Source organism: Asticcacaulis benevestitus DSM 16100 = ATCC BAA-896 (assembly GCF_000376105.1).
GTDB classification, from domain to species: domain Bacteria; phylum Pseudomonadota; class Alphaproteobacteria; order Caulobacterales; family Caulobacteraceae; genus Asticcacaulis; species Asticcacaulis benevestitus.
Genome location: NZ_AQWM01000002.1, coordinates 261,837 through 283,438, shown reverse-complemented (window position 1 = coordinate 283,438; position 21,602 = coordinate 261,837). Strand labels below are relative to the sequence as shown.

Sequence of the window (21,602 nt, the reverse complement as noted above, 5' to 3'; positions counted from 1 at the left end):
AGGGACTTGTCCCTGCGACTTATCCTTTGATAGCGTCGATGATCGAATTGACCACCGACTTGACCTGATCGGCGTCATCGCCTTCCGCCATGACGCGGATCAGGGGTTCGGTGCCGGAGGGGCGCACCAGCACGCGGCCGGTGCCTTTCAGGGCCTCTTCGCCGGCCTTGATCGCCTGTTTGACGCTGTCCAGTTCCATCGGGTTGGCGCCGGTATATTTCACATTTTTCAGAAGTTGCGGTACGGTGTCGAACTGCTTGCCGAGTTCGCTCATCGGCTTTTGCTGCTCGACCAGCACGGCCAGCACCTGCAGGGCCGCCATCAGGCCATCGCCGGTGGTGGCGTGATCGTGCAGGATGACGTGACCGGATTGTTCGCCGCCGAGATTGAAGCCGCCTTCGCGCATCTTTTCCATGACATAGCGATCGCCCACCTTGGCGCGTTCCAGCTTGAGGCCCTGCTTGTCCATGAAGCGCTCGAGGCCGAGGTTCGACATGACGGTGGCGACGAGGCCGCCGCCCTTGAGCAGGCCCTTCTTCGCCCAGTTACCGGCGATGATGGCCATGATCTGGTCGCCGTCGACGATGGTGCCGTTTTCGTCGCAGATCACAAGCCGGTCAGCGTCGCCATCGAGCGCGATGCCGATATCGGCGCGCAGTTCCTTAACCTTCTGCGCCATGGCGGCGGGCTGGGTGGAGCCGCACTTTTCATTGATGTTGATGCCATCGGGCGTGACGCCGATCGGGAAGACCTCGGCGCCCAGTTCGTATAGGGCCAGCGGGGCCACCTTGTAGGCGGCGCCATTGGCGCAATCGAGCACGATGCGCAGGCCGTTCAGGGTCAGGTGGCGGGGGAAGGTGGCCTTGGTGATTTCGACATAGCGCCACTGGGCGTCATCGACACGAGCGACGCGGCCGAGCTTGGCCGGATCGGCGACGCCGGACAGGATATTGCCATCCATGCGGGCTTCGATGGCCAGCTCGACGTCATCGGAGAGCTTGTAGCCATCGGGGCCGAAGAGTTTAATGCCATTGTCGGCGAAGGCGTTATGCGAGGCCGAGATCATGACGCCGAGGTCGGCGCGCATCGAGCGGGTCATCATCGCCACGCCGGGCGTCGGCAGGGGGCCGAACAGGCGCACATCCATGCCCACGCTCGTGAAGCCGGCCACCAGAGCCGGCTCGATCATATAGCCCGACAGGCGGGTGTCCTTGCCGATGACGACCAGATGGCGGCGGTCACTGTCCGACATGAACATCTTGCCGGCGGCCATGCCGACGCGGTAGGCGACCTCGGCGGTCATCGGGAAGGTGTTGGCCTGACCGCGGATGCCGTCGGTGCCGAAATATTTGCGGGTCTGGGTCATGGCGGACATGTGGGTGGCCATCTCTTCGTTGCGGTTGCGGATAGGGTTGTAGCCGTAAAGCGACATGGCCTGGCGGTAGTCGGCGATCTTTTGCGTGACGAGGGCGATAAAGGCGGCTTCCAGCTTATCGACGGTTTCCGGGCGCGGCGCCTTGGTGGAGCCGTTCATGGCGCGGAAAATGCTGCTCTGGGCGATGGAGGCGGCCTCCGCCACGTCCTTGATCGAAATGCCCGAGGCGTTGACCGCGCTCTGCAGTTTCTCCCATTTGCTCTCGATCATATCCGCTCCTTTTTCGCTCTGTCGCGTGTTCCATAGGCCGATGAAGGGCATTTTGCAATTAATTTATTGCATAATGCGACTGGCAATCATCTGTCGGCGTTAAAATTTTGCATCATTTGGTGCGCAAACTGTAAATATGATAGGTTAATGAGCGCTTTATGGCGAATTTGGCGCGTGTGACGGCAATTTTTAGTAATACCATTTTATAGCAATTCAATTTAAAACGTGCTATTTCAAAATCGCAAATTGCCGAAGCTGGCGAAAAGGAACCTGTCTCATGTGCGGAATCATCGGTATTATCGGCCGCGAACCTGTCGCCCCGCGTCTGTTGGAATCCTTGCGGCGCCTTGAGTATCGCGGTTACGATTCCGCCGGCATCGCCGTACAGACGGAGGCAGGGCCTGAGCGCCGCCGCGCCGCCGGCAAGATCCGCAATCTCGAAGCGGTCATCGCCGAGCAGCCGGTCGCGGGCACGACCGGCATCGGCCACACACGCTGGGCCACGCACGGCGCGCCGACCGTCGCCAACGCCCACCCGCACAGCTATGGCAAGGTGACGCTCGTCCATAACGGCATCATCGAGAACTATGCCGAACTGAAGGCCGGCCTGAAAGCGCAGGGGCAGGTGTTTGAATCCGACACCGATACCGAGGTCATCGCCCATCTGCTTGATAGCGCCCTGCAATCCGGCCTGAAACTGAAAGACGCCTTCAAGTCGGTGCTCTATCAGCTTCACGGCGCCTATGCCCTGGCGGTGCTGGTCAGCGGCGAATCTGACACTCTGCTCGGCGCCCGTCGTGGATCGCCGCTCGTTATTGGCTGGGGCGAGGATGAAATGTATCTCGGTTCCGACGCTCTAGCGGTCGGGCCTTTCACCCAGCGCGTCACCTATCTTGAAGAAGGTGACTGGGTGATCCTGCATAAGGCTTCGGCCGAGGTGCGCGATGCCGGCGGTTTTCTGGTCAATCGCCCCATCGTCACGGTTTCGGCCTCCGCCGCGCTCGTCGAAAAGGGGTCTTTCCGTCACTTCATGGAAAAGGAAGTGCATGAGCAGCCGGAAAGCTGCCAGCGCACTTTTTCCGCCTATCTCGATCCGGTGGCGCAATCGGTGCGCGCCGATATCAAGGCCGGTATCGATTTTTCCAAGATCACACGCCTCCAGATCATCGCCTGCGGCACCGCCTACTATGCCGGCTCGATCGCCCGCTATGCCTTTGAGAAGATCGCCGGCCTGCCGGTCGATGTCGAGGTCGCGTCAGAATTCCGTTATCGCACCCCGGCCATGACGCCGGGCACGCTGGCCATCGCCGTGTCGCAATCGGGCGAAACCGCCGATACCCTGGCGGCCTTGCGCTGGTGCAAGGATCAGGGCTTGATGACCGCCGCCGTGGTCAATGTCCACACCTCGACCATGGCGCGCGAGGCCGATCTTCTGTGGCCCACCCATGCCGGTCCGGAAATCGGCGTCGCCTCGACCAAGGCCTTCACCGCCCAGCTCTCGGCCCTGTTGTCACTGGTCGTTTGCGCGGCCGCCCAGCGCGGTCGCATCACGAAGGCGCAGGAAGCCCATTACGTCCAGACCCTGCTCGAATCCCCGGGCCTGATCGCCGAAGCCCTGGGCATGAACGCCGACATCGTGCGCATGACCTATGAGCTGTCGAAGGCGCGCGATGTCATCTATCTCGGCCGCGGCGACATGTACCCGCTGGCGCTCGAAGGCGCGCTTAAGCTCAAGGAGATCAGCTATATTCACGCCGAGGGCTATGCCGCCGGCGAACTGAAGCATGGTCCCATCGCCCTGATCGACGAAAAGACGCCGGTGGTGGTCATCGCCCCCGATGACGACCTGTTCGAAAAGACGGCCTCCAATGTGCAGGAAGTGGCGGCGCGCGGCGGCCGTGTCATCATGATCACCAATGTGCCGGGCAAGGTGCCGACCCTGTCCGGCGACGCGGCCAAGTCGCTGAAGGTGATCAAGGCGCCCGACTGTGATCCGTTTATCGCCGCGCTGGTTTATTCCGTGCCGATCCAGCTACTGGCCTATCATACCGCTGTCCATAAGGGCACCGATGTCGACCAGCCGCGCAATCTCGCCAAGTCGGTGACCGTAGAATAGGAAAGCCTTGCAGCCTATAGGGCGCGATGCCTTGAATTATGCCTGAAGTCGATGTACTCAGCCCCACGAAGTGGAGTTAACGGTTCATGGCCAGAGGGCGTGCCGAATGGAAGCAGGCTTTGGATATCAAGCCTCGCCTCGGAAAGATTTTCGGCGGGCTTGAGGCCAGAGCGCCGTCTTTGACGCGCGCTATCCGCTATTATTCCCTGACCGAAACCTTGCCGCCTGGGCAAAGCTTTGAGCATACAGGCCGACCGATGCGGCTCGATCAGCCGGTCTATGCGCCGACCTTCAAGACCTTGATGGTCAACAATGTCGAGAGCTACAATCCGGGTGTGGCGGCCGATGCCGTCATGCTCGACACGGCGATCCTGGAAAACGTCCGCCTGGTGGGCCATACCCTGTTTCCGATCCGCAGCGAGACAGCCCGGATTGTCAGCGACAAAGCCGACAGTATTCCCTGGGGTATCACCTATCCGTCGCTGTCTTTCAAACCGCCGGTGCCTGTGGCAGGGCTGGTGACGGCGATTCCACGGATCAAGAACTATTACCACCTGATGGTCGATTATGTGATGCCGGTCATGGCGGCCTTGCTGCGTCACCCTGACCGTCTTTCTGGCCCGGTTACCTTCGTGGTCAATCATGACTATCCCATGCTTGATGTCCTGATCGGAACCCTGCGCGAGCAAGGCATTGAAGCGCGGCTGATGAAGGTCGGCGATGGCGATACGGTGATGGCCGCGCGCTATCTATGGGCCAAGTCTAAGGCCTATCACACCGAACACGCCTATGCTTTCCGCGATGAACTGCGGCTGCTGTCGGAGGCCGTCGCGCGCAAGACCGCCCATATCAAGGTGCCGGACAAGGTGTTTATTCCCCGCTCCAGAACCCGCCTGCGCAATCTGCTCAATCAGTCGGAATTGCAGGCGGCGCTTGCGACCAGAGGCTTCGCGGCATGGGAGCTGGAATGGTCGCGCCCCCTGGAGCAGATTGCGCTTTTCCAGCGCGCCGGCCAGATCGTTTCGGTGCATGGCGCCGGCCTGACCAACCTGATGTGGGGTGAGGGAGGTCATATAGTTGAGATCTTCCCGAACGACGCACGCAAGACAACCTATCTGCACATGGCGTCGCAAAACGGCTGGACCTATGACTATGTTCTGGGATCGGATGAGGCCGCGCGGCAGAATTTCAGCGTAACCGTCGATGAGGTGCTGACGAAGATCGGTTAAGACGGCAGGACGCGCACGCGGTCGCTGCTAACCGGCATGGTGCGCGCCACGATATCGGTTTCCCTTATGAAGGTGCGGAATTCCAGACCGCGTTCGCGCAGGATACCGCCGAGGGCGCTGGCACTGAGGCATGGTCATCTTTCGGCGGGCGTAAAAACTCAGTAGCGGTCAGTTTACAAACGGTTGAGTTCGGAAATTTTCCGACATTTGTGCAAAATATTCCGAAAAAAATGGCCCTGATGGGATGACAAACGAAACGTGATGCGCCATATGACGCTTCCCATCCCTCCTGTCATAAGGCCCCTTGTTCGTCATGCGTGACTTTTACCGTATCCGCCGCCTGCCTCCCTATGTCTTCGAAGAAGTCAACAAGGTGAAGGCGCGTCTGCGAGCGGAAGGCGTCGACATCATCGACTTCGGCATGGGCAATCCTGACATGGCCACCGCGCCGCATATCGTCGATAAGCTGATCGAGACGGTCAAGAAGCCTAAGACGCATGGTTACAGCGTGTCGAAGGGCGTGCAGGGCCTGCGCAAGGCCATGGCCGGTTATTATGACCGCCGTTATGGCGTCAAGCTCAATCCGGATACCGAGGTGGTCGCCACCCTGGGCTCCAAGGAAGGCTTCGCCAATCTCGCCATGGCCATCACGGCGCCGGGTGACACGATCATCTGCCCCAATCCGGCCTATCCGATCCATGCCTTCGGCTTCCTGATGGCCGGCGGTGTTATCCGCCATGTGCCGGCGCTGTCCCCCGAACAATATCTTTCGGGCATCGAGAAGGCCGTCAAGCATTCGGTGCCGACTCCCTCGGTCATGATCGTCTCCTATCCGTCAAACCCGACGGCGCAATGGGTCGATCTTGATTTCTACAAGGAGGTCATCCGTATCGCCAAAAAGCACGACCTGATCGTGCTCAGCGATATCGCCTATTCGGAAATCTATTTTGAGGACAACCCGCCGCCGTCGATCCTTCAGGTCGAAGGCGCCATCGAACGCTCTGTCGAGATCAATTCGCTGTCAAAGACCTACGCCATGGCCGGCTGGCGCGTCGGCATGGTGGTCGGCAATGCCCAGATCTGCGCCGCGCTCGCCCGCGTGAAGTCCTATCTCGATTACGGCGGGTTTGCCCCCATCCAGGTGGCCGCCGCCGCCGCGCTCAATGGCCCGCAGGACAATGTTGCCGAGATCCGCGCCACCTACAAGTCACGTCGTGACGTGCTGATCGATTCCATGAAGCGCGCCGGCTGGGATATCCCCGCGCCGCCGGCTTCGATGTTTGCCTGGGCCAAGATCCCGCCGAAGTTCGAACACATGGGCTCGATCGAATTCGCCAAGTTGTTGATCGAGGAAGCCCACGTCGCCGTGGCGCCCGGTCTGGGATTCGGTGAATACGGTGAAGGCTATGTCCGCCTCGGACTGGTCGAAAATGAGAACCGTATCCGTCAGGCGGCGCGCAATGTGAAGAAGCTGCTCCTGCCGAACGCCAAACGCGTCAGCACGGCGGAATAGATTCGGCTGCCGCGCGAACCGTCCTTATAAAAATGTGATCGCAACCGGGGACAAGGCTGTCATCCTTGTTTTTAGCGACTTTGTGGTCACAAAGCGGCCATTACAGGTTAAGAATGTGTTTATAGGTTTTGACTCTGCCGCCGTAATGGGGTTCATTATATCCATTGTGCAATGCACATTTTTTGCAGAAGCCTGACATTGTGGCCGGGTTCTTGCATCGATTTCCGAAGACGGAATGCCTAGCTTAAGGGTCAGGCGTAACTTATGAGGTGCAGGCGTGGTCAGTTTAGAGTTTGATTTAAATACCGATTCCGAGCAGGATGCCTTCTTCGGTGCCTTTTTCAAATTTGTCGAAGCTGCCTCCATCGCCGATACCGATTCCATCTCCGTGCGTTCCGATCCCATGGGCGATCACCAGATCAAGGTGGTCACCTTCGAGGACGCCTCCCAGGCTGATCGGTTTCAATCCTACTGGTCGCAACGCCGCAAGTGGCTTGGACTGTAGCTTTCTGCCCTGAAAGCCGATAGGCTTTTAGCCTCTTCTCCATAGCGAATCGTTTGTCATGCTGGGCCTGAGGCACATCCCTTTAAAATATCGCCTGCCGCTTATTCATGGCTGGCTAAACGGGCTTTCCCGCCTGAAATCCTCGTGCTGGACCAAGGCTGCGGACAGTGCGCCCAAGTCGGGTGATTTCGTCGTCTCCGCTTTTTTCAATGAAACCATCGGCATCGCCCAGGGCGGCCGTTTGTCGGCGCAAGGTTTCAAGGCCGGCGGATACGATATCATCGAAGATGATCTGCGCGACTGTTTCGACCAGTTCGTCTTCGGCGGCGCCCCTTTGCCGGGCAAGGGCGGGGTGTGGTATATCCACGCCAATGCCCCCGAGGTTCTGGTCGCGCTGATGGCGCATGATTATGTCACCTGGGCCGATCGTTACCGCATCGCCTACTGGGCTTGGGAAACGCCCAAGGCGCCGGCAAGCTGGATCTTCGCCGCCGAGTATCTGCATGAAGTCTGGGTGCCGAGCCGTTTTGTGCAAGAGGCCATGATCGCCACCTTCACGGAAGCGAACCGTGCCGATCTCATTCCGCGCCTGCGCATCATGCCGCATCCTGTGCCCACGCCGCCCCCGATGCGTCATGAGATGGCGCGGCAGAGGTTTGGTCTGCAGGATGGGGTCTGCGAAGTGCTCAGCCTGTTCGACACCAAGTCGTCGGCCGTGCGCAAAAATCCGTGGGGTGTGCTCGAAGCGTGGCAGCAGGCCTTCCCCGAACCATCGGCCACGGCGCGCCTGACGCTGAAGGTCAGCGATCCCGTTAGCGATCGCAGCTCGGCCGATAAACTGCTGGCCCTGGTCTCGACGCGCAACGATATCCGCCTGACCAATGAGCGCCTCAATGAGCGCGACATGGAGGCCTTTATCGGCGCCTTCGATGTGCTGATATCCTTGCACCGCTCTGAGGGTTTCGGCCTGACCCTGGCAGAGGCCATGGCGGCGGGCGTGGCGGTCATCGCCACCGGCTGGTCGGGCAACTGCGATTTCATGACGGCGGAAAATTCAAGGCTCGTGCCCTCAACCCTGGTGCCGGTGTATGATCCGGAAGGGGGCTATACCCTCGTCAAGGGCGATCCGGCGCAGGTGTGGGCCGAACCCGACGCCCCTGCAGCGGCCTCCGATCTGCGTGATCTGGCGGCCGATCCGGATCTGCGCCGGAAACTCAGTGCGGCGGCGGTGCAGTCTGTCCGGGCCCTGCATATCCCCTGGCGCCGCGAGGCGCTGGCCGCATTGCCGTTCAACGCCTGGCTCTAGGCGGCCCGTACAGTTGTCAAAAAATCAAGCGCGGTCGCTTTCAGGGCCTGGGTCTGTTCTGACAGTTGCCTGACCTCGCTCAGCGCGTCCTGGGCCTGTTGCCCGGTCTGGCCCGCCGTGGCGCTGACCTCATCAACCGCGCCGCTGATATCGGATGTCGAGGTCGCAACCTCAGCGGTCGAGCGCGAAATCTCACCGACCGCGGCAGTCTGCTGTCCTACCGACTGCGAGATTGTACCGGAAATATCACGCAGTCCTATAACCATGCCGGCAATGGCCGTCATCGCTGCGGCGGCATGGTCGGTCGCCGCCTGAACCGCTTTTACCTGCTGGCGTATTTCTTCAGTCGCGTGGGCAGTCTGTTGCGCCAGTGCCTTAACTTCGGTCGCCACCACGCTGAAGCCTCGGCCCGCTTCGCCAGCCCGCGCGGCTTCTATCGTGGCGTTCAAGGCCAGGAGATTGGTTTGTGAGGTAATTCGGTTGATCAATTCGATGGTGGCGCCGATACGGCTGGCCGCACTATTCATTTCCGCGACGCAGGTGGTGGTTTCCTCGGCCTTGGCGGCGGCGGCTTCGGCGGCTTCGGCGGCGCGTTCGGCCTGGTCGGCTATGGCGCTGGAAGAGGTCGCCATTTCTTCGGTGGCGCCCGCGACAGACTGGACATTTCCGCTGGTCGTTTCCATCGCATGCGCCACGTCCTGGCTCCGGCTGCGCGTCTGTTCGGCCTGTACGCTCAGTTCGGCCGCCGTAGCGCCCAGGTTTTGCGTCGAGTGATTGAGGCCGTCGATAATCTTGAGCACGGACGTCTCGAAATGATTGGCCATATCAAGCATCGCTGCGCGGCGGGTGTTGATGCCGTCTTCCTCAAGGCGATGCTGCATCAGGCGCATCTCTTCGGTTTCGCTTAAATTGTTGCGGAAGGCGATGAGTGTTTGCACAATGATGCCTGTTTCATGGCGATCCGCCTGATAGGGAATGTCGCTGACCGGCTCGCCCTTGGCCAGCTTTTGCATCAGTCCTGACAGAATCGTCAGGCGGCGTGACAGGCCGGACGCTATGATGGTGGTCAAAGCAAGGGCTATGGCCAGTACGGCTATGGCTATGCCCAGCTCGGTCCACATCTTGTGCGTTTCCTTGGCTGCGCGCCGTTCGAGCATGGTCTCAAGGTCACTGTTTCCCAGTTTGAAAAACAGATTGGCGGCCTCCACGACATGACTGTAAGTGTCCGGGGCTGGCGAAGTCTGAAGCTGCTTTGAGGCCTGAATCAGGGCATCCAGGGCGGCTTGTGTTTTCGGCGCAAGCGTTTTCGCCTTGCCGTATGACCCTGATTTTTCCGCGGAGGCTTTCAGATCAGCGGTCGCGTTCATCAGCGTGATAAGAGACATGCTGTGCGCTGTATCTCCGGCGGCGGCGGCATGGGTAGCGAACACCTGGTGGGCATCAGACAGCAGAGCTGGCAATTTTACGACGACGGCGTCCATCATGTAAAAGCTGTCAAGATCCGGATCGAGGATCAGGCCGGATTGGTCACCAATTTTCCCAATAAGAACCTGTGTCTGCGCCAGTAACGGTGCGCCTTTGAGGCCAGAAAGGCTGTTTGTATCGGTGTCGCTGAGAAATTGAGGCTTTGCGGAGGCCAGATCATGGGGCATCGTGCCATCCATGTCCTCGTTTCTGGCGCCCGCCATGAAGACAGGCCAAAGCGAAGTCAGGTCGTGGGCGCCGCCTATTTCCGCCCGCGCAAAGTCAATCGTAGCCTGGTGGGTTCGGCAAAGCATGTAGCCGGTAAAGAGAACCGGCAAAACCATCAGCACGCTCACCATGCGCATGCGTCCGCTGATACTGATGCGCTGATTGATCACATCCCAAAATTGTCCGGCGTGCACAAACAACCCCATGTATTTATTGCGCTTTTAATGTATCTGCGTTACTGAAATGGGCCCCAACTCATTAATAGGCCATTAAAAATTAGCCGTGCGCCAGAATTTTCATATACTTTATCTATGGAATATTTTTTTTCAGAAACTCTCTGATGGGGCGCTGAATTGGCAAGTCGAAACCTGTGCCAACAGGCTATGGCTTGACTCTCACGGGCTTTTCCGTCAAAGAACCGCTCACATCCGCGCACCTCTTCGCGCCCTATCATGAAACCCTTCACCATCACGACCTTTCCTGACCAGGAATAACGAGGATGAGAAGGCTCCCCGACAGCGCGTGGCGCCCTCGGGGGTTTTTTGTTTTTGTGGTTTGGCCTGAAAATGCGCAGACTTAATGAAGGTTCTGGTTCATGTTCGACAGCTTAAACGACCGTCTTTCCGGTTTGTTTGACCGCCTCAGCGGCCGCGGCGTCCTTTCGGAAAAGGATGTCGACGAGGCCCTGCGCGAAGTGCGCGTCGCCTTGCTGGAAGCCGACGTGGCACTGCCGGTCGTCCGCCAGTTCATGACGCGCGCCAAGGAAATGGCCACCGGCGAAGCGGTCATCAAGGCCGTTCGTCCCGCCGACCAGGTGGTCAAGATCGTCTATGACGGCTTGATCGAGATGCTGGGTGGCGAAGAGCCGGAGCCGATCAATCTCGCCGCCGTGCCGCCCGTCGTCATCCTGATGGCCGGTCTGCAAGGCTCGGGCAAGACCACCACCTCGGCCAAGCTGGCCCTGCGCCTGACCAAGTTCGATCGCAAGAAGGTCATGATGGCCTCGCTCGATACGCGCCGTCCGGCCGCCATGGAGCAGCTCAAGTTGCTCGGCGAACAGGTCGATGTCGCCGTCCTGCCGATCGTCGCCGGCCAGAGCGCTGTCGAGATCGCACGCCGCGCGCTGCAATCGGCCAAGCTGCAGGGCTTCGACGTCCTGATCCTCGATACCGCCGGCCGCACCACGCTCGATGAAGCGATGATGGACGAAGCGGCCGAGATCGCCAAGCTCGCCAAGCCGACCGAAACCTTCCTCGTCGCCGACAGCCTCACCGGACAGGACGCCGTGCGCACCGCCAGCGCCTTCCATGAGCGCCTGCCGCTGACCGGCCTGATCCTGACCCGCGCCGATGGCGATGGTCGCGGCGGCGCCATGCTGTCGATGCGCGCCGTCACCGGCCTGCCGATCAAGTATCTCGGCGCCGGCGAAAAGGTTGATGCGCTCGATGTCTTCGATGCCCGCCGTATCGCCGGCCGTATCCTCGGTCAGGGCGATGTCGTCGCGCTGGTCGAAAAGGCGTCGCAGGAACTCGACGTCGCCAAGGCCGAGGCCATGGCGAAGAAGATGGCCAAGGGCCAGTTCGATCTCGACGATCTGGCCGATCAGTTGCGCCAGATGAAGAAGATGGGCGGCATGTCGGGCATTATGGGCCTGTTGCCGGGCGTCCAGAAGGTCAAGAAACAGATCGAGGAATCGAACCTGAACGACAAGGTGTTCGATCGCCAGGTGGCCATCATCACCTCGATGACCAAGCTGGAGCGCAAAAAGCCGGACCTGCTCAACGCTTCGCGTAAGCGCCGTATCGCCGCCGGTTCGGGCGTCGAGGTGCAGGAAATCAACCGTCTCCTGAAGCAGCATCGCCAGATGGCCGATACCTTCAAGATGATGTCGCGTTCCAATGGCCGTGGCCAGATGGGCGCGATGGCGAAAATGTTCGGGATGGGTGCTGGTGGCGCGCAGCCCAACATGGCCGAACTGGCCAAGAAGATGGGCGCCAATCCGCAGGCCGGCCCGGGTGGTAATCCGCTGGCGGGCCTCAACCCGGCGCTCGATCTCGAAAAACTGAAATCTCTTGGCGGCGGCAAATTGCCTAATTTAGGCGGTTCTGGCGCCACTCCTCCATCGGGCCTGTTCGGCGGCCTTCCCGGTTTACCGGGCGCAAAGCCGTTCGACCCCACAAAGAAATAACTCTTTTAACTCTAGGATACTGAAATGCTTAAGATTCGTCTGTCCCGCGGTGGCTCCAAGAAGCGCCCTTACTACACCATCGTCATCGCTGATGCGACCGCCGCCCGCGACGGCAAGTTCATCGAAAAGGTCGGCACCTACAATCCGATGCTGCCGAAGGACGCCCAGCGCGTTACGCTCAAGGTTGAGCGCATCGCCGAGTGGCTCAAGAAGGGCGCCCAGCCGACCGACCGCGTTGCGCGCTTCCTTAGCCAAGAAGGCCTCGTGAAGTGGGAACACGGCAACAACCCGCAAAAGGCTGTTCCGGGCAAGAAGGCGCAAGAGCGCGCCGCTGAACGCGCCCAGCGCGAACAGGACCGTATCGACGCCGAAGCCGCTGCCAAGGCTGAAGCTGAAGAAGCCAAGGCTGCCGCCAAGGCCGAAGCCGAAGCCGCCAAGAACGCGCCTGTGGCTGAAGAAGCCCCGGCTGAAGAGGCTCCGGCCGCTGAAGCGGCCGCCGAAGAGCAACCCGCTTCGGAATAAGGCGCGCGTTTTCGCAGACATGTTGAAGGGTCAGGATTTGCGTCCTGACCCTTTTTCTATATAGGAACGGATATGACCAAACCTGACCTGATCTTCGTTGCGCAAGTGAGCGCCGCCAATGGCCTTAACGGTGAGTTCAAGCTGCTGAGCTTTATGGACGATCCGTTCAGCGTGCTGGAATACAGCCCCCTGCTCAATGACAAGGGGGAGCCGGCCCTGGTCATCACCAAGGCACGCGAACAAAAGGGCGCGCTGATCGTCAAGGCCGAGGGCGTGCCCGATCGCACCGCCGCCGACAAGATCAAGGGGCTCAAGCTCTATATCGATCGCGCTGAACTGCCCGCGCCGGACGAGGACGAATATTACATCACCGACCTGATCGGCATGAAGGTCTTCGATCAGGCCGGAGCCGAAATCGGCCGCGTGATGAATGTCGATAATTTCGGCGCCGGCGACCTGCTCGATATCCACCCGCTCGAAGGACCGAACTTCTACCTCTTGTTCACCCTGGACAATGTGCCGGAAGTCCTCCTGGCCGAACGCCGGATGGTGGTGGATCTCACCGGCGTTTAGTTACGCATGCCAAATCAGGCATGAATCCCGCCTGAGAGTTCGATGCGCTGGCCATTGATCCAGCCGGCCTCATCCGATACCAGCATGGCCACCGCGCCGCCGATATCGTCCGGCAGACCTACGCGACCCAGCGGCGTTTGGCTGGCGATGGCGGCGTTGAGATGGGCGTCGTCACGCACGCGACCGCCGCCAAAATCGGTGGCGATGGCGCCCGGCGCGATCGAATTGACACGAATACGGCGTGCGCCCAGTTCCACCGCCTGATAGCGCGTCAGCACATCGATGGCGCCTTTCATGGCGGCGTAAGCCGAAGAGCCGGGATAGCTGAAGCGCGCCAGACCCGACGATACATTCAGGATCGCGCCTCCGTCATGGATCAGCGGCAGCAGTTTCTGCGTGAGGAAGAAGACGCCCTTGAAGTGCAGGTTCATCACCTCGTCGAACTGCGCCTCTGTCGTCTCAGCAAAGGGCGCATAAAGGCCCGTGCCGGCGTTGTTGATCAGGACGTCGAAGCGGTCGCGGCCCCAGGTGGTTTGCAGCGCTTCGCGCACCTGCCCGGTAAAGGCATCGAAGCCACCCGTGACGCCGGCATCGAGTTGCAGGGCCACGGCCTTGCGGCCCATAGGCTTCAGTTCATCGATCAGACTGTCGGCCTCGTCCTTGCGCGTGCGGTAGGCGAAGATAATGTCTGTGCCCCTCGCGGCGAGATGTTGGGCCATGTTGCGGCCGAGGCCGCGGCTGCCGCCGGTGATGAGTGCGATTTTCATAGGTATCTCCTTGTTTGATGGACACGGTTTACTGTTTTCCGAAAAGGCGATAAACATCGCAATGTGACCTGACTGTTCGGATAATGTGAACAATGAATCGCCTCGAAGCCATGACCGCCTTTGTCCGCGTCGCCGAACTGAGCAGCTTCACGGCGGCGGCGCAGTCGCTCGGCCTGCCGAAATCGAGCGCCTCGGCCGCGGTCAGCCAGCTTGAGGCGCATCTCAAAATCCAGCTTTTCCACCGCACCACGCGACGCGTTCAGCTTACCCAGGATGGGCAGGCCTATTATGAGCGTTGCCGCGAGGTTCTGGCCGAACTTGACGAACTGGGCGCCATGTTCGAGCGCACGCAAGGGACGCTGACGGGCACCTTGCGCGTCGATATGGTGGTCAGTATGGCACGCGATTTTCTGGTGCCGCGCCTGCCGGAATTCCTAGGTCAGCATCCGGGGATCGCGATCGAACTGTCGTGCACCGACCGGCGCGTCGATGTGGTGGCGGAAGGCTTCGACTGCGTCATCCGCGTCGGCGCCTTAAGCGATTCGGCCCTGATGTCGCGTCCGCTTGGCGTGATGCGTATGGGCAATTACGCCAGCTCGGCCTATCTGTCGCGCCATGGCGAACCGAAGACGCTCGATGATCTGAACGGCCATCACCTGATCCACTATGCCCAGACACTCGGTGCGCGGCCCTATGGTTTTGAGTACCGTAGCGGCGATGATTACCAGGTGGTGGATATGCCGGGGCGGATCACGGTGAACAATACCGAAGCCTTCAGCAGCGCCGCCCTGGCGGGCCTCGGCATTTTCCAGTCGCCGCGCACCGCCAACCGGCCCCATGTCGCTGAGGGGCGGCTGGTGGAGATCTTACCGGCCTATGAAGCCGAGCCCCTGCCGGTGTCGATGATCTATCCGCGCCGTCGCCATCAGGCGCGCCGCGTCCGCGCCTTCATGGACTGGGTGGTCGAGATCATGCGCGATTATCTGGACTGAGCCCGGCAAGAAAGTTGATCCACAGATTACACAGATTGCACAGATTTCATAGACATAAGCAGGGGCTGGAGGCATGGGTTTATAGAGGCGCGAAGCGCCATCTGTGCTTATCTGGCTTATCTGTGGGTAGCTTCTAAAACCTGCATATGGACTAAAGCCTTAGGCAGTGCGATGCTGGCGCAACCACTACAAAAAGCCACATGATGAAACGCCCCACCTCCTTCGATATCGCAGCGCTTGCCGGCGTCTCCCAGGCCACCGTGTCGCGGGCGCTTTCGGGCGCCGCCTCGGTCAGCGAAGCGGTGCGCCAGCGCGTTTTTGATGCCGCCACCCAGCTCAACTACACCGTCGATATCAATGCGCGAAAGCTGCGCTCCAAGAAGATCAACACCATCGCCGTGCTGGTCTCCGAAGACTTCGACCAATCCGACAACCGCATCAATCCCTTCTTCCTGCCGCTGATCGGCTCCATCCTCGACTACGCCAATTCCAAGGGCGTTGATGTGCTGATGTCGCTGCAAAAGGCCGATGCCGACTGGGGCGCCGACTATGGTTTTTCGCGCCGCGCCGATGGTATCATCTTCCTCGGTTATCGCGATTTCGAATCCTATCTGCGCCGGGTCGCCGTGCTGCAGCAGGTGGGTGAGCCGTGGGTGGTGTTCGGGCCGGTCATGCCGAAAACGCCGAACCTCTTCATCGGCTCACAAAATCAGGAGGGTGCCCATTCGGCGGTCGAGCACCTCATCAAACTGGGCCGCAAGCGCATCGTGTTTCTGGGCGAGGCCTCGGAGCATCATTCCGAGTTTTTCGAAAGGTTCAGAGGCTATCGGCGTGCGCATGTCGAGGCCGGCCTGACACCCGATCCGGCGCTCGCGATCGATTGCTTTATCTCACGCGAAGAAGGCGCTGCGGCGATCGAACGTCTGCTCGATGAAGGCGTTCAGTTCGACGCCGTTTTCGCGGTCACCGACCTCCTGGCCATCGGCGCGATCCAGAGCCTGCAAAAGCGCGGCCTGCATGTGCCGAAGGACGTGTCGGTGATGGGTTTCGACGACCTGTGGGCCTGCACCTGCATCAACCCCACGCTCTCGACCGTGCGGCAGGACACCACGACAGCGGCCCGGGTTCTGGTCGATACGCTCGCGGCCCTGATCGACAATGAGCCGGTGGAGATGACGCGCATACCGACGCAACTTGTCATCCGCGAATCCTGCGGGGGCTAGTACCAAACGTCATGAGTCAGAGGTCATGACGCTTGGCTAGGGCGCAGAAAGGGGAGCCCCTGTGAGGCTCCCCTTAAATGCGGCTGCCTAGAAGGTGTAGTGGCCGCCGACCGCCAGCACCATGGCGCTGGCATCGTTCAGCTCACCCTTGATCAGCACCGGCGTCTGGACGGGGGTGCCGGCATAGGCGGCGGTGGTGTAGTTGAGCTGGCTCTTGTCGAAGGCGACATAGGTCAGGGCGGCGTCGATGGCGAAGTTCGGCGTCATCTGGTAGGTGGTGCCGACAGCGTAATCGATGCGGTTGGCATCGGGCACGCGGGCGTCGCGGTGACCGTCGCGGGTCGGGGTCTGGTCATACTGGACACCGGCGCGGACCGTCCATTTCGGGTCGATGACATAATCACCGCCGACCGCGAAGCTGACCGTATCGCGGTAGTCTTCCGGAATGGCCTGCGAAACCGGCGCGCTGATCTTGATGGTGTCGAACTCGCTCCAGCCGAAGCTGATCGCCTGGGCATGGAGGGCCAGCTTGTCGGTGGCCTGAACCGTGACGCCGAGCATGGTCTGCGACGGCGTGCTGAAGGTGGCCGAAAGGCCATCAATCGTGGTGTTGGACGTCGCAATCGGGTCCAGCAGACCGGAGATCTTCAGGTTGCCGTTCAGTTCGTGCTTGATGGCGGATTTGTAGCTTAAGCCCACCGTAACGTTCTTGTGCTGCGCCTGAGCGCCCAGCGTATAGCCGTAGTCCCAGCCGTCGCCTTCGAGCACCTGCGCGCCATCGGGCAGGGCGGCGCTGAGGTTCGGCAGGGCATTGCCGAGTGTGGCCTTGGTGTATTCGGCATTGAGGCCGACGCCGACGCTCAGCCAGTCATTGACCTTGTAGGCGATGGTCGGCTGGATATCGACCGTGGTCAGGCGGGTCTTGTCGGCGTTGTAACGCGCCCAGCTATCGGCGTCGTAATTGGTCTCGAACGAGAATGGCGAGGTGACGGTGACGCCGATGGCGACGCGGTCATTGAGCGGCATCGAGAACGAGCCGCTGGGCAGGACGCCGTTGGCGATGGGATCTTTCGACACCGGATTGCCGCCGACCGCGGCGGGCGCCTGGCGGGGGCGCACGATGACCGAGCCGGTGTCATCGACGCTGCCCTTGGGCGCGATATAGGCGGCGCCGAAGCTCAGGTCCTTGGTGGTCGAGCCTGCGATGGCAGCCGGGTTCCACCACAGGGCGTCGGAGCCTTTGGCGGTGACGGCGCCGGAATAGGCGTTGCCGGCCTGCTTGGCCGAAAGGTCCTGGAGGTAGAAGCCAGCCGCCTGAGCGGAGGGGGTGAGGCCGGACATGAGGGCGAGCGCCGACGCAGCCGCAAGGGCTGTGATTTTGAGGGATTGCATATGCGTTACTCCTGTACGAATTCCACTGCTTACGATCTGGACGTGTCGCGGTGGGAATTCGGGGGGAGGAATTCCACGGCGCGTCCGGCGTTTCTATGACGCGGATTGAACGGTATTTTCTCACTTGCCTGACGGGCGCGTCAAGATATTTGTTGACGCGCATGTCAACTTTTCGTGTAGAAGTGTAAAATTGACATTCTTGTCAGGGCAAGGTTACGTAGACGTCAAATCCGGGCCGCGGGGCCTTTGTGCGCAAAAGCCAACAGACCCGCCGCCCGCAAGGCAACAAAGTGGAGGACGGCCATGATTCGTAAGATTTTACTGGTGAGCGCTGTGGCGCTATGGGCCGGTTCGGCGATCGCCGCCGAGCCGATCGAGGGTAACTGGAAGACCGAGGCCGGCGATACCGCCCGCATCGCGCCTTGCCCGGAAGGGTTTTGTATCACCCTGGTCAACGGCAAGTACGCCAACAAGCAGATCGGCCATATGAAGGGCAATGGGGGGCTTTATAACGGCCAGATCACCGATCCGAAGGACGACAAGACCTATGAGGGTTCGGCGGCGGTGAGCGGTGGCCAGCTCAAATTGCAAGGCTGCGTGCTGAAGGTGTTCTGCAAGTCGCAGGTCTGGACGCGCCTGTAGGCGGGGACGCGATCCCTGCACCCCTGTGTTGGACGTGCTTTTGGCCCCTGCCGCGATCTGCGGGAGGGGCTTTTTAGGTTTTGGGGTTTGGGATGTCTTATCCTCCCCTGACTTATCGGGGGAGGTGGCCAGCTTGTCCGGCCCGGAGGGGGCTCTGTTCTTACTACTGGGCTGCCCCCTCCGTCTCAACGCGCTACGCTTGCTCGACACCTCCTCCGATAAATCAGGGGAAGATTATGTTAAGATGGCTCTGTATCGGTTTCGGTGGCGCGGGCTTCGAGATAGGCCTGAAAAATATCATTGGCGCGCTTTTCGAGATCGAGCGCGGCGAGGGCTTCGGGCGACAGCCGTTAGGCCTCTTCCTCCGTCGCGTCGTCGATCTCTTCCTCGTCATAACTATAGACGAAAGGCACTTCATCCATGGCGGTTTGCGCGGGTTGCGGCATCGCTTGAGGCGGCCTGGCCATGCGCGCCTCGAAAGCGCTGATGGCGTCACGCAGAGGCTTGCTGGGCGTATAAACGACCGGGCTGGTCACCTGTGGCAGATGTGTAGATGTGGCGCTGACCTTGCTGTAAATCTGGACCAGCATCCGGTCGGCGGCCGTGATGGTGCGCAGGGTGCGCTCGCTGTCGACGGCATTTTTCGGCATAGGCAGTGCTTCGCCGGCTTCCAGCACGCGATCGGCAAAGGCGCGCAGACGCTCCCGGCGCTGTTCGAGCGGTGTCAGGCCGGCGGCGATGTCCTGTGACGTATCCATCCCACAATGATGCGGGCGTTTTTCGGCGCCAGAAAGAACGGTATCCACAGATGACACAGATATCCTTGATCATGTCACGCTACCGAAAGCGCAACGGTATCAACCGCTATGACGCTGCAAAGCAAGAAACCCCACCACCAACGCGCAAGCGCGTCGGTCCCCCTCCCCGGTAAGCGGGGAGGTACAAAGTGAGGCGGTGCCGCGCGCGTGGTCGCGTATCCGGGTCAAGGGTGCCTCGCACCCTTGCACCTTGGCCTTAAAAATTTTGGGGCCATTCCTCTTGCGACTTCGTACACATAACCCATATCGGCTACAGCTTTCAGGCATCCTTCTTACCAAGGGGGCTTGAAAAAGCATCCACTTTCATCTTAACGGGGATGGACATTCGCGGCGCTTGCCTCACATAAGGCCGCACCAGACCATTCGCCTTAACGGAGCAGACTTAAACCCATGGCTAAAATTATCGGTATCGACTTAGGCACGACCAACTCCTGCGTGGCCATCATGGACGGCAAGGCCCCCAAGGTCATCGAAAACGCCGAGGGCGTGCGCACCACGCCGTCCGTCGTCGCCATCGTTGACGACAGCGAGCGCCTGATCGGCCAGCCCGCCAAGCGTCAGGCTGTCACCAATCCCGGCAACACCCTTTTCGCCATCAAGCGCCTGATCGGCCGCAACTATACTGACCCGATGGTGCAGAAGGACAAGGGCATGGTCCCTTACGAAATCACCAAGGGTCCTTCGGGCGACGCCTGGGTCAAGGCCCACGGCAAGGATTACTCGCCGCAGCAGATCTCGGCCTTCATTCTCATGAAGATGAAGGAAGACGCCGAAGCCTATCTCGGTGAAACCGTTACCCAAGCCGTCATCACGGTGCCGGCCTACTTCAACGACGCCCAGCGTCAGGCCACCAAGGACGCCGGCAAGATCGCCGGTCTGGAAGTGCTGCGCATCATCAACGAGCCGACCGCGGCCGCTCTGGCCTACGGTTTGGACAAGAACGACGGCAAGAAGATCGCCGTGTACGATCTCGGCGGCGGTACGTTCGACGTCTCGGTTCTGGAAATCGGCGACGGCGTGTTTGAAGTGAAGTCGACCAACGGCGACACGTTCCTGGGCGGTGAAGACTTCGACATGCGCGTCGTGGATTACCTCGCCGACGAGTTCAAGAAGGAAAACGGCGTCGATCTGCGTTCCGACAAGCTGGCCCTGCAACGCCTCAAGGAAGAGGCGGAAAAGGCCAAGAAGGAACTGTCGACCGTCGCGCAATACGACCTGAACCTGCCGTTTATCTCGATGAACGCTTCGGGCCCGCTGCACCTGAACCTCAAGCTGACCCGCGCCAAGCTGGAAAGCCTCGTGGAAGACCTGATCGCCAAGACCATCGGGCCTTGCCAGCAGGCGCTGAAAGACGCCGGCCTGAAGGCCTCGGATATCGATGAAGTCATCCTGGTCGGCGGTATGACCCGCATGCCCAAGGTGGTCGACGCCGTGAAGACCTTCTTCGGCCGCGAACCCCACAAGGGCGTCAACCCTGACGAAGTCGTCGCACTCGGCGCCGCCATTCAGGCCGGCGTGCTGCAAGGCGACGTCAAGGACGTGCTGCTGCTCGACGTGACCCCGCTGACGCTCGGCATAGAAACGCTGGGTGGCGTGTTCACCCCGCTGATCGAGCGCAACACCACGATCCCTACCAAGAAGTCGCAGACCTTCTCGACCGCCGACGACAACCAGTCGGCCGTGACGATCCGCGTCTTCCAGGGCGAGCGCCCGATGGCCGCCGATAACAAGACCCTGGGCCAGTTCGACCTGGTTGGCATCCCGCCCGCGCCGCGCGGCGTGCCGCAGATCGAAGTGACCTTCGACATCGACGCCAACGGTATCGTCAACGTCCACGCCAAAGACAAGGCGACCAACAAGGAGCACTCGATCCGCATTCAGGCCAATGGCGGCCTGTCGGATGCCGATATCGAGGAAATGATCAAGACCGCCGAAGCCAACAAGGGCGAAGACGAGAAGCGTAAGCAACTCATCGAAGCCCGTAACCAGGCCGACGCCCTGATCCACTCGACGGAAAAGGCGCTGAAGGACTTTGGCGCCAAGGTGGGTGCGGAAGACAAGACGGCGATCGAGACGGCTCTGGCCGATCTCAAGACCGCCAAGGACGGCGAAGACGCCGACGACATCAAGGCGAAGCACCAGACCCTGCTGACCGCCTCGATGAAGCTCGGTGAAGCCATGTACGCCCAGCAGGGCGAAGAGGGCGGCGAAGAGCCGACCGGCACGGCTGAAGACGACGGTGTGGTCGATGCCGACTTCGAGGAAGTCGACGGCGACGACCACAAGCGGGGCTAAGACCCTGTATGCGCGCGCCATGGCCATCTGATGATTGCCCAAAGGATAGCATGGCGCCGCGCCTCACGGACGAAGAGGCGGCAAGGTTTGACTCCTTGCCGCCTTTCGGCCACAAAACCTTCCTGACATTGACAGATGAGGCCGCCACGCCGCGAGAGCGATGCGTTATGGGCCTGCCATCGGG

The 21,602-nt window shown here is 60.5% G+C and carries 18 protein-coding genes; 13 read left to right on the top strand and 5 right to left on the bottom strand.

What is annotated here, in order from left to right; genetic code table 11:
• Positions 1-19: 19 nt before the first annotated feature.
• Positions 20-1,645 carry a phosphoglucosamine mutase gene (gene glmM, locus B060_RS0104745; protein ID WP_018080613.1) on the bottom strand — a complete coding sequence of 542 codons (1,626 nt, stop codon included), beginning with the start codon at positions 1,643-1,645 and terminating at the stop codon, positions 20-22.
• A 277-nt stretch (positions 1,646-1,922) separates the two neighbouring features.
• Here glmM and glmS point away from each other — a divergent pair, with 277 nt between their 5' ends.
• The 5 genes from glmS (at position 1,923) to B060_RS0104715 (ending at position 8,314) form a co-directional block, all read left to right on the top strand.
• On the top strand, positions 1,923-3,761 hold the full coding sequence (gene glmS, locus B060_RS0104740; protein WP_018080612.1) for a glutamine--fructose-6-phosphate transaminase (isomerizing): 1,839 nt from the start codon (positions 1,923-1,925) through the stop codon (positions 3,759-3,761).
• An 86-nt stretch (positions 3,762-3,847) separates the two neighbouring features.
• The gene (locus B060_RS0104735) at positions 3,848-4,990 is read left to right on the top strand and encodes a glycosyltransferase family 61 protein (RefSeq protein ID WP_018080611.1); all 1,143 of its coding nucleotides are present in this window, start codon (positions 3,848-3,850) and stop codon (positions 4,988-4,990) included.
• Between the two features lie 313 nt (positions 4,991-5,303).
• Positions 5,304-6,503, top strand: a complete 1,200-nt coding sequence (locus B060_RS0104730) for an LL-diaminopimelate aminotransferase (protein WP_018080610.1) — start codon at positions 5,304-5,306, stop codon at positions 6,501-6,503.
• Between the two features lie 277 nt (positions 6,504-6,780).
• Positions 6,781-7,008: a hypothetical protein gene (locus B060_RS0104720; RefSeq protein ID WP_018080608.1), complete on the top strand. Its 228-nt coding sequence runs from the start codon at positions 6,781-6,783 to the stop codon at positions 7,006-7,008.
• Positions 7,009-7,066: 58 nt separating this feature from the next.
• On the top strand, positions 7,067-8,314 hold the full coding sequence (locus B060_RS0104715; RefSeq protein ID WP_018080607.1) for a glycosyltransferase: 1,248 nt from the start codon (positions 7,067-7,069) through the stop codon (positions 8,312-8,314).
• Here B060_RS0104715 and B060_RS0104710 read toward each other — a convergent pair.
• Entirely contained in the window at positions 8,311-9,966 is a 1,656-nt protein-coding gene (locus tag B060_RS0104710; RefSeq protein ID WP_236621610.1) for a methyl-accepting chemotaxis protein, read from the bottom strand. The two genes, B060_RS0104715 and B060_RS0104710, sit on opposite strands and share 4 nt — an antisense overlap.
• Between B060_RS0104710 and B060_RS27945 the strand changes: the two genes are divergently transcribed.
• From B060_RS27945 to rimM, 4 genes are all read left to right on the top strand, one after another.
• Positions 9,958-10,248: a hypothetical protein gene (locus B060_RS27945; RefSeq protein ID WP_236621611.1), complete on the top strand. Its 291-nt coding sequence runs from the start codon at positions 9,958-9,960 to the stop codon at positions 10,246-10,248. The genes B060_RS0104710 and B060_RS27945 overlap by 9 nt on opposite strands.
• A 353-nt stretch (positions 10,249-10,601) precedes the next feature.
• Positions 10,602-12,194 (top strand): signal recognition particle protein, encoded by a 1,593-nt coding sequence (gene ffh / locus B060_RS0104705; RefSeq protein WP_018080605.1) that lies wholly within the window; start codon positions 10,602-10,604, stop codon positions 12,192-12,194.
• Positions 12,195-12,218: 24 nt separating this feature from the next.
• Positions 12,219-12,716: a 30S ribosomal protein S16 gene (gene rpsP, locus B060_RS0104700; RefSeq protein ID WP_018080604.1), complete on the top strand. Its 498-nt coding sequence runs from the start codon at positions 12,219-12,221 to the stop codon at positions 12,714-12,716.
• A gap of 72 nt (positions 12,717-12,788) precedes the next feature.
• A complete protein-coding gene (gene rimM, locus B060_RS0104695; protein WP_018080603.1) occupies positions 12,789-13,289 on the top strand; it encodes a ribosome maturation factor RimM in 501 nt (166 codons plus the stop codon).
• A 14-nt stretch (positions 13,290-13,303) separates the two neighbouring features.
• Here the strand turns inward: rimM and B060_RS0104690 are convergent, their stop codons facing one another.
• On the bottom strand, positions 13,304-14,056 hold the full coding sequence (locus tag B060_RS0104690) for an SDR family NAD(P)-dependent oxidoreductase (RefSeq protein ID WP_018080602.1): 753 nt from the start codon (positions 14,054-14,056) through the stop codon (positions 13,304-13,306).
• Positions 14,057-14,148: 92 nt separating this feature from the next.
• On the opposite strand from B060_RS0104690, the gene B060_RS0104685 reads away from it, so the two are divergent.
• Both B060_RS0104685 and B060_RS0104680 read left to right on the top strand, forming a co-directional pair.
• Positions 14,149-15,048, top strand: a complete 900-nt coding sequence (locus B060_RS0104685; RefSeq protein ID WP_018080601.1) for a LysR family transcriptional regulator — start codon at positions 14,149-14,151, stop codon at positions 15,046-15,048.
• 200 nt (positions 15,049-15,248) lie between these two features.
• The gene (locus B060_RS0104680; RefSeq protein WP_018080600.1) at positions 15,249-16,271 is read left to right on the top strand and encodes a LacI family DNA-binding transcriptional regulator; all 1,023 of its coding nucleotides are present in this window, start codon (positions 15,249-15,251) and stop codon (positions 16,269-16,271) included.
• An 87-nt stretch (positions 16,272-16,358) separates the two neighbouring features.
• Here B060_RS0104680 and B060_RS0104675 read toward each other — a convergent pair whose 3' ends face one another.
• Positions 16,359-17,663 (bottom strand): OmpP1/FadL family transporter, encoded by a 1,305-nt coding sequence (locus B060_RS0104675; RefSeq protein WP_018080599.1) that lies wholly within the window; start codon positions 17,661-17,663, stop codon positions 16,359-16,361.
• A 303-nt stretch (positions 17,664-17,966) separates the two neighbouring features.
• Here B060_RS0104675 and B060_RS0104670 point away from each other — a divergent pair, with 303 nt between their 5' ends.
• Positions 17,967-18,305 carry a DUF2147 domain-containing protein gene (locus B060_RS0104670; RefSeq protein ID WP_018080598.1) on the top strand — a complete coding sequence of 113 codons (339 nt, stop codon included), beginning with the start codon at positions 17,967-17,969 and terminating at the stop codon, positions 18,303-18,305.
• Positions 18,306-18,655: 350 nt separating this feature from the next.
• On the opposite strand, the gene B060_RS0104665 is transcribed toward B060_RS0104670, so the two are convergent.
• Positions 18,656-19,063: a hypothetical protein gene (locus tag B060_RS0104665; protein ID WP_018080597.1), complete on the bottom strand. Its 408-nt coding sequence runs from the start codon at positions 19,061-19,063 to the stop codon at positions 18,656-18,658.
• 450 nt (positions 19,064-19,513) lie between these two features.
• On the opposite strand from B060_RS0104665, the gene dnaK reads away from it, so the two are divergent.
• A complete protein-coding gene (gene dnaK / locus B060_RS0104660; RefSeq protein WP_018080596.1) occupies positions 19,514-21,418 on the top strand; it encodes a molecular chaperone DnaK in 1,905 nt (634 codons plus the stop codon).
• The last annotated feature ends 184 nt before the right edge of the window (positions 21,419-21,602 follow it).

Excerpts from the sequence above, each read along its gene's own strand:
- glmM (WP_018080613.1), bottom strand. The coding sequence starts at position 1,645 with ATGATCGAGAGCAAATGGGAGAAACTGCAGAGCGCGGTCAACGCCTCG.
- glmS (WP_018080612.1), top strand. The coding sequence starts at position 1,923 with ATGTGCGGAATCATCGGTATTATCGGCCGCGAACCTGTCGCCCCGCGT.
- B060_RS0104735 (WP_018080611.1), top strand. The coding sequence starts at position 3,848 with ATGGCCAGAGGGCGTGCCGAATGGAAGCAGGCTTTGGATATCAAGCCT.
- B060_RS0104730 (WP_018080610.1), top strand. The coding sequence starts at position 5,304 with ATGCGTGACTTTTACCGTATCCGCCGCCTGCCTCCCTATGTCTTCGAA.
- B060_RS0104715 (WP_018080607.1), top strand. The coding sequence starts at position 7,067 with ATGCTGGGCCTGAGGCACATCCCTTTAAAATATCGCCTGCCGCTTATT.
- B060_RS27945 (WP_236621611.1), top strand. The coding sequence starts at position 9,958 with ATGGGGCATCGTGCCATCCATGTCCTCGTTTCTGGCGCCCGCCATGAA.
- B060_RS0104710 (WP_236621610.1), bottom strand. The coding sequence starts at position 9,966 with ATGCCCCATGATCTGGCCTCCGCAAAGCCTCAATTTCTCAGCGACACC.
- ffh (WP_018080605.1), top strand. The coding sequence starts at position 10,602 with ATGTTCGACAGCTTAAACGACCGTCTTTCCGGTTTGTTTGACCGCCTC.
- rpsP (WP_018080604.1), top strand. The coding sequence starts at position 12,219 with ATGCTTAAGATTCGTCTGTCCCGCGGTGGCTCCAAGAAGCGCCCTTAC.
- rimM (WP_018080603.1), top strand. The coding sequence starts at position 12,789 with ATGACCAAACCTGACCTGATCTTCGTTGCGCAAGTGAGCGCCGCCAAT.
- B060_RS0104690 (WP_018080602.1), bottom strand. The coding sequence starts at position 14,056 with ATGAAAATCGCACTCATCACCGGCGGCAGCCGCGGCCTCGGCCGCAAC.
- B060_RS0104685 (WP_018080601.1), top strand. The coding sequence starts at position 14,149 with ATGAATCGCCTCGAAGCCATGACCGCCTTTGTCCGCGTCGCCGAACTG.
- B060_RS0104680 (WP_018080600.1), top strand. The coding sequence starts at position 15,249 with ATGATGAAACGCCCCACCTCCTTCGATATCGCAGCGCTTGCCGGCGTC.
- B060_RS0104675 (WP_018080599.1), bottom strand. The coding sequence starts at position 17,663 with ATGCAATCCCTCAAAATCACAGCCCTTGCGGCTGCGTCGGCGCTCGCC.
- B060_RS0104670 (WP_018080598.1), top strand. The coding sequence starts at position 17,967 with ATGATTCGTAAGATTTTACTGGTGAGCGCTGTGGCGCTATGGGCCGGT.
- B060_RS0104665 (WP_018080597.1), bottom strand. The coding sequence starts at position 19,063 with ATGGATACGTCACAGGACATCGCCGCCGGCCTGACACCGCTCGAACAG.
- dnaK (WP_018080596.1), top strand. The coding sequence starts at position 19,514 with ATGGCTAAAATTATCGGTATCGACTTAGGCACGACCAACTCCTGCGTG.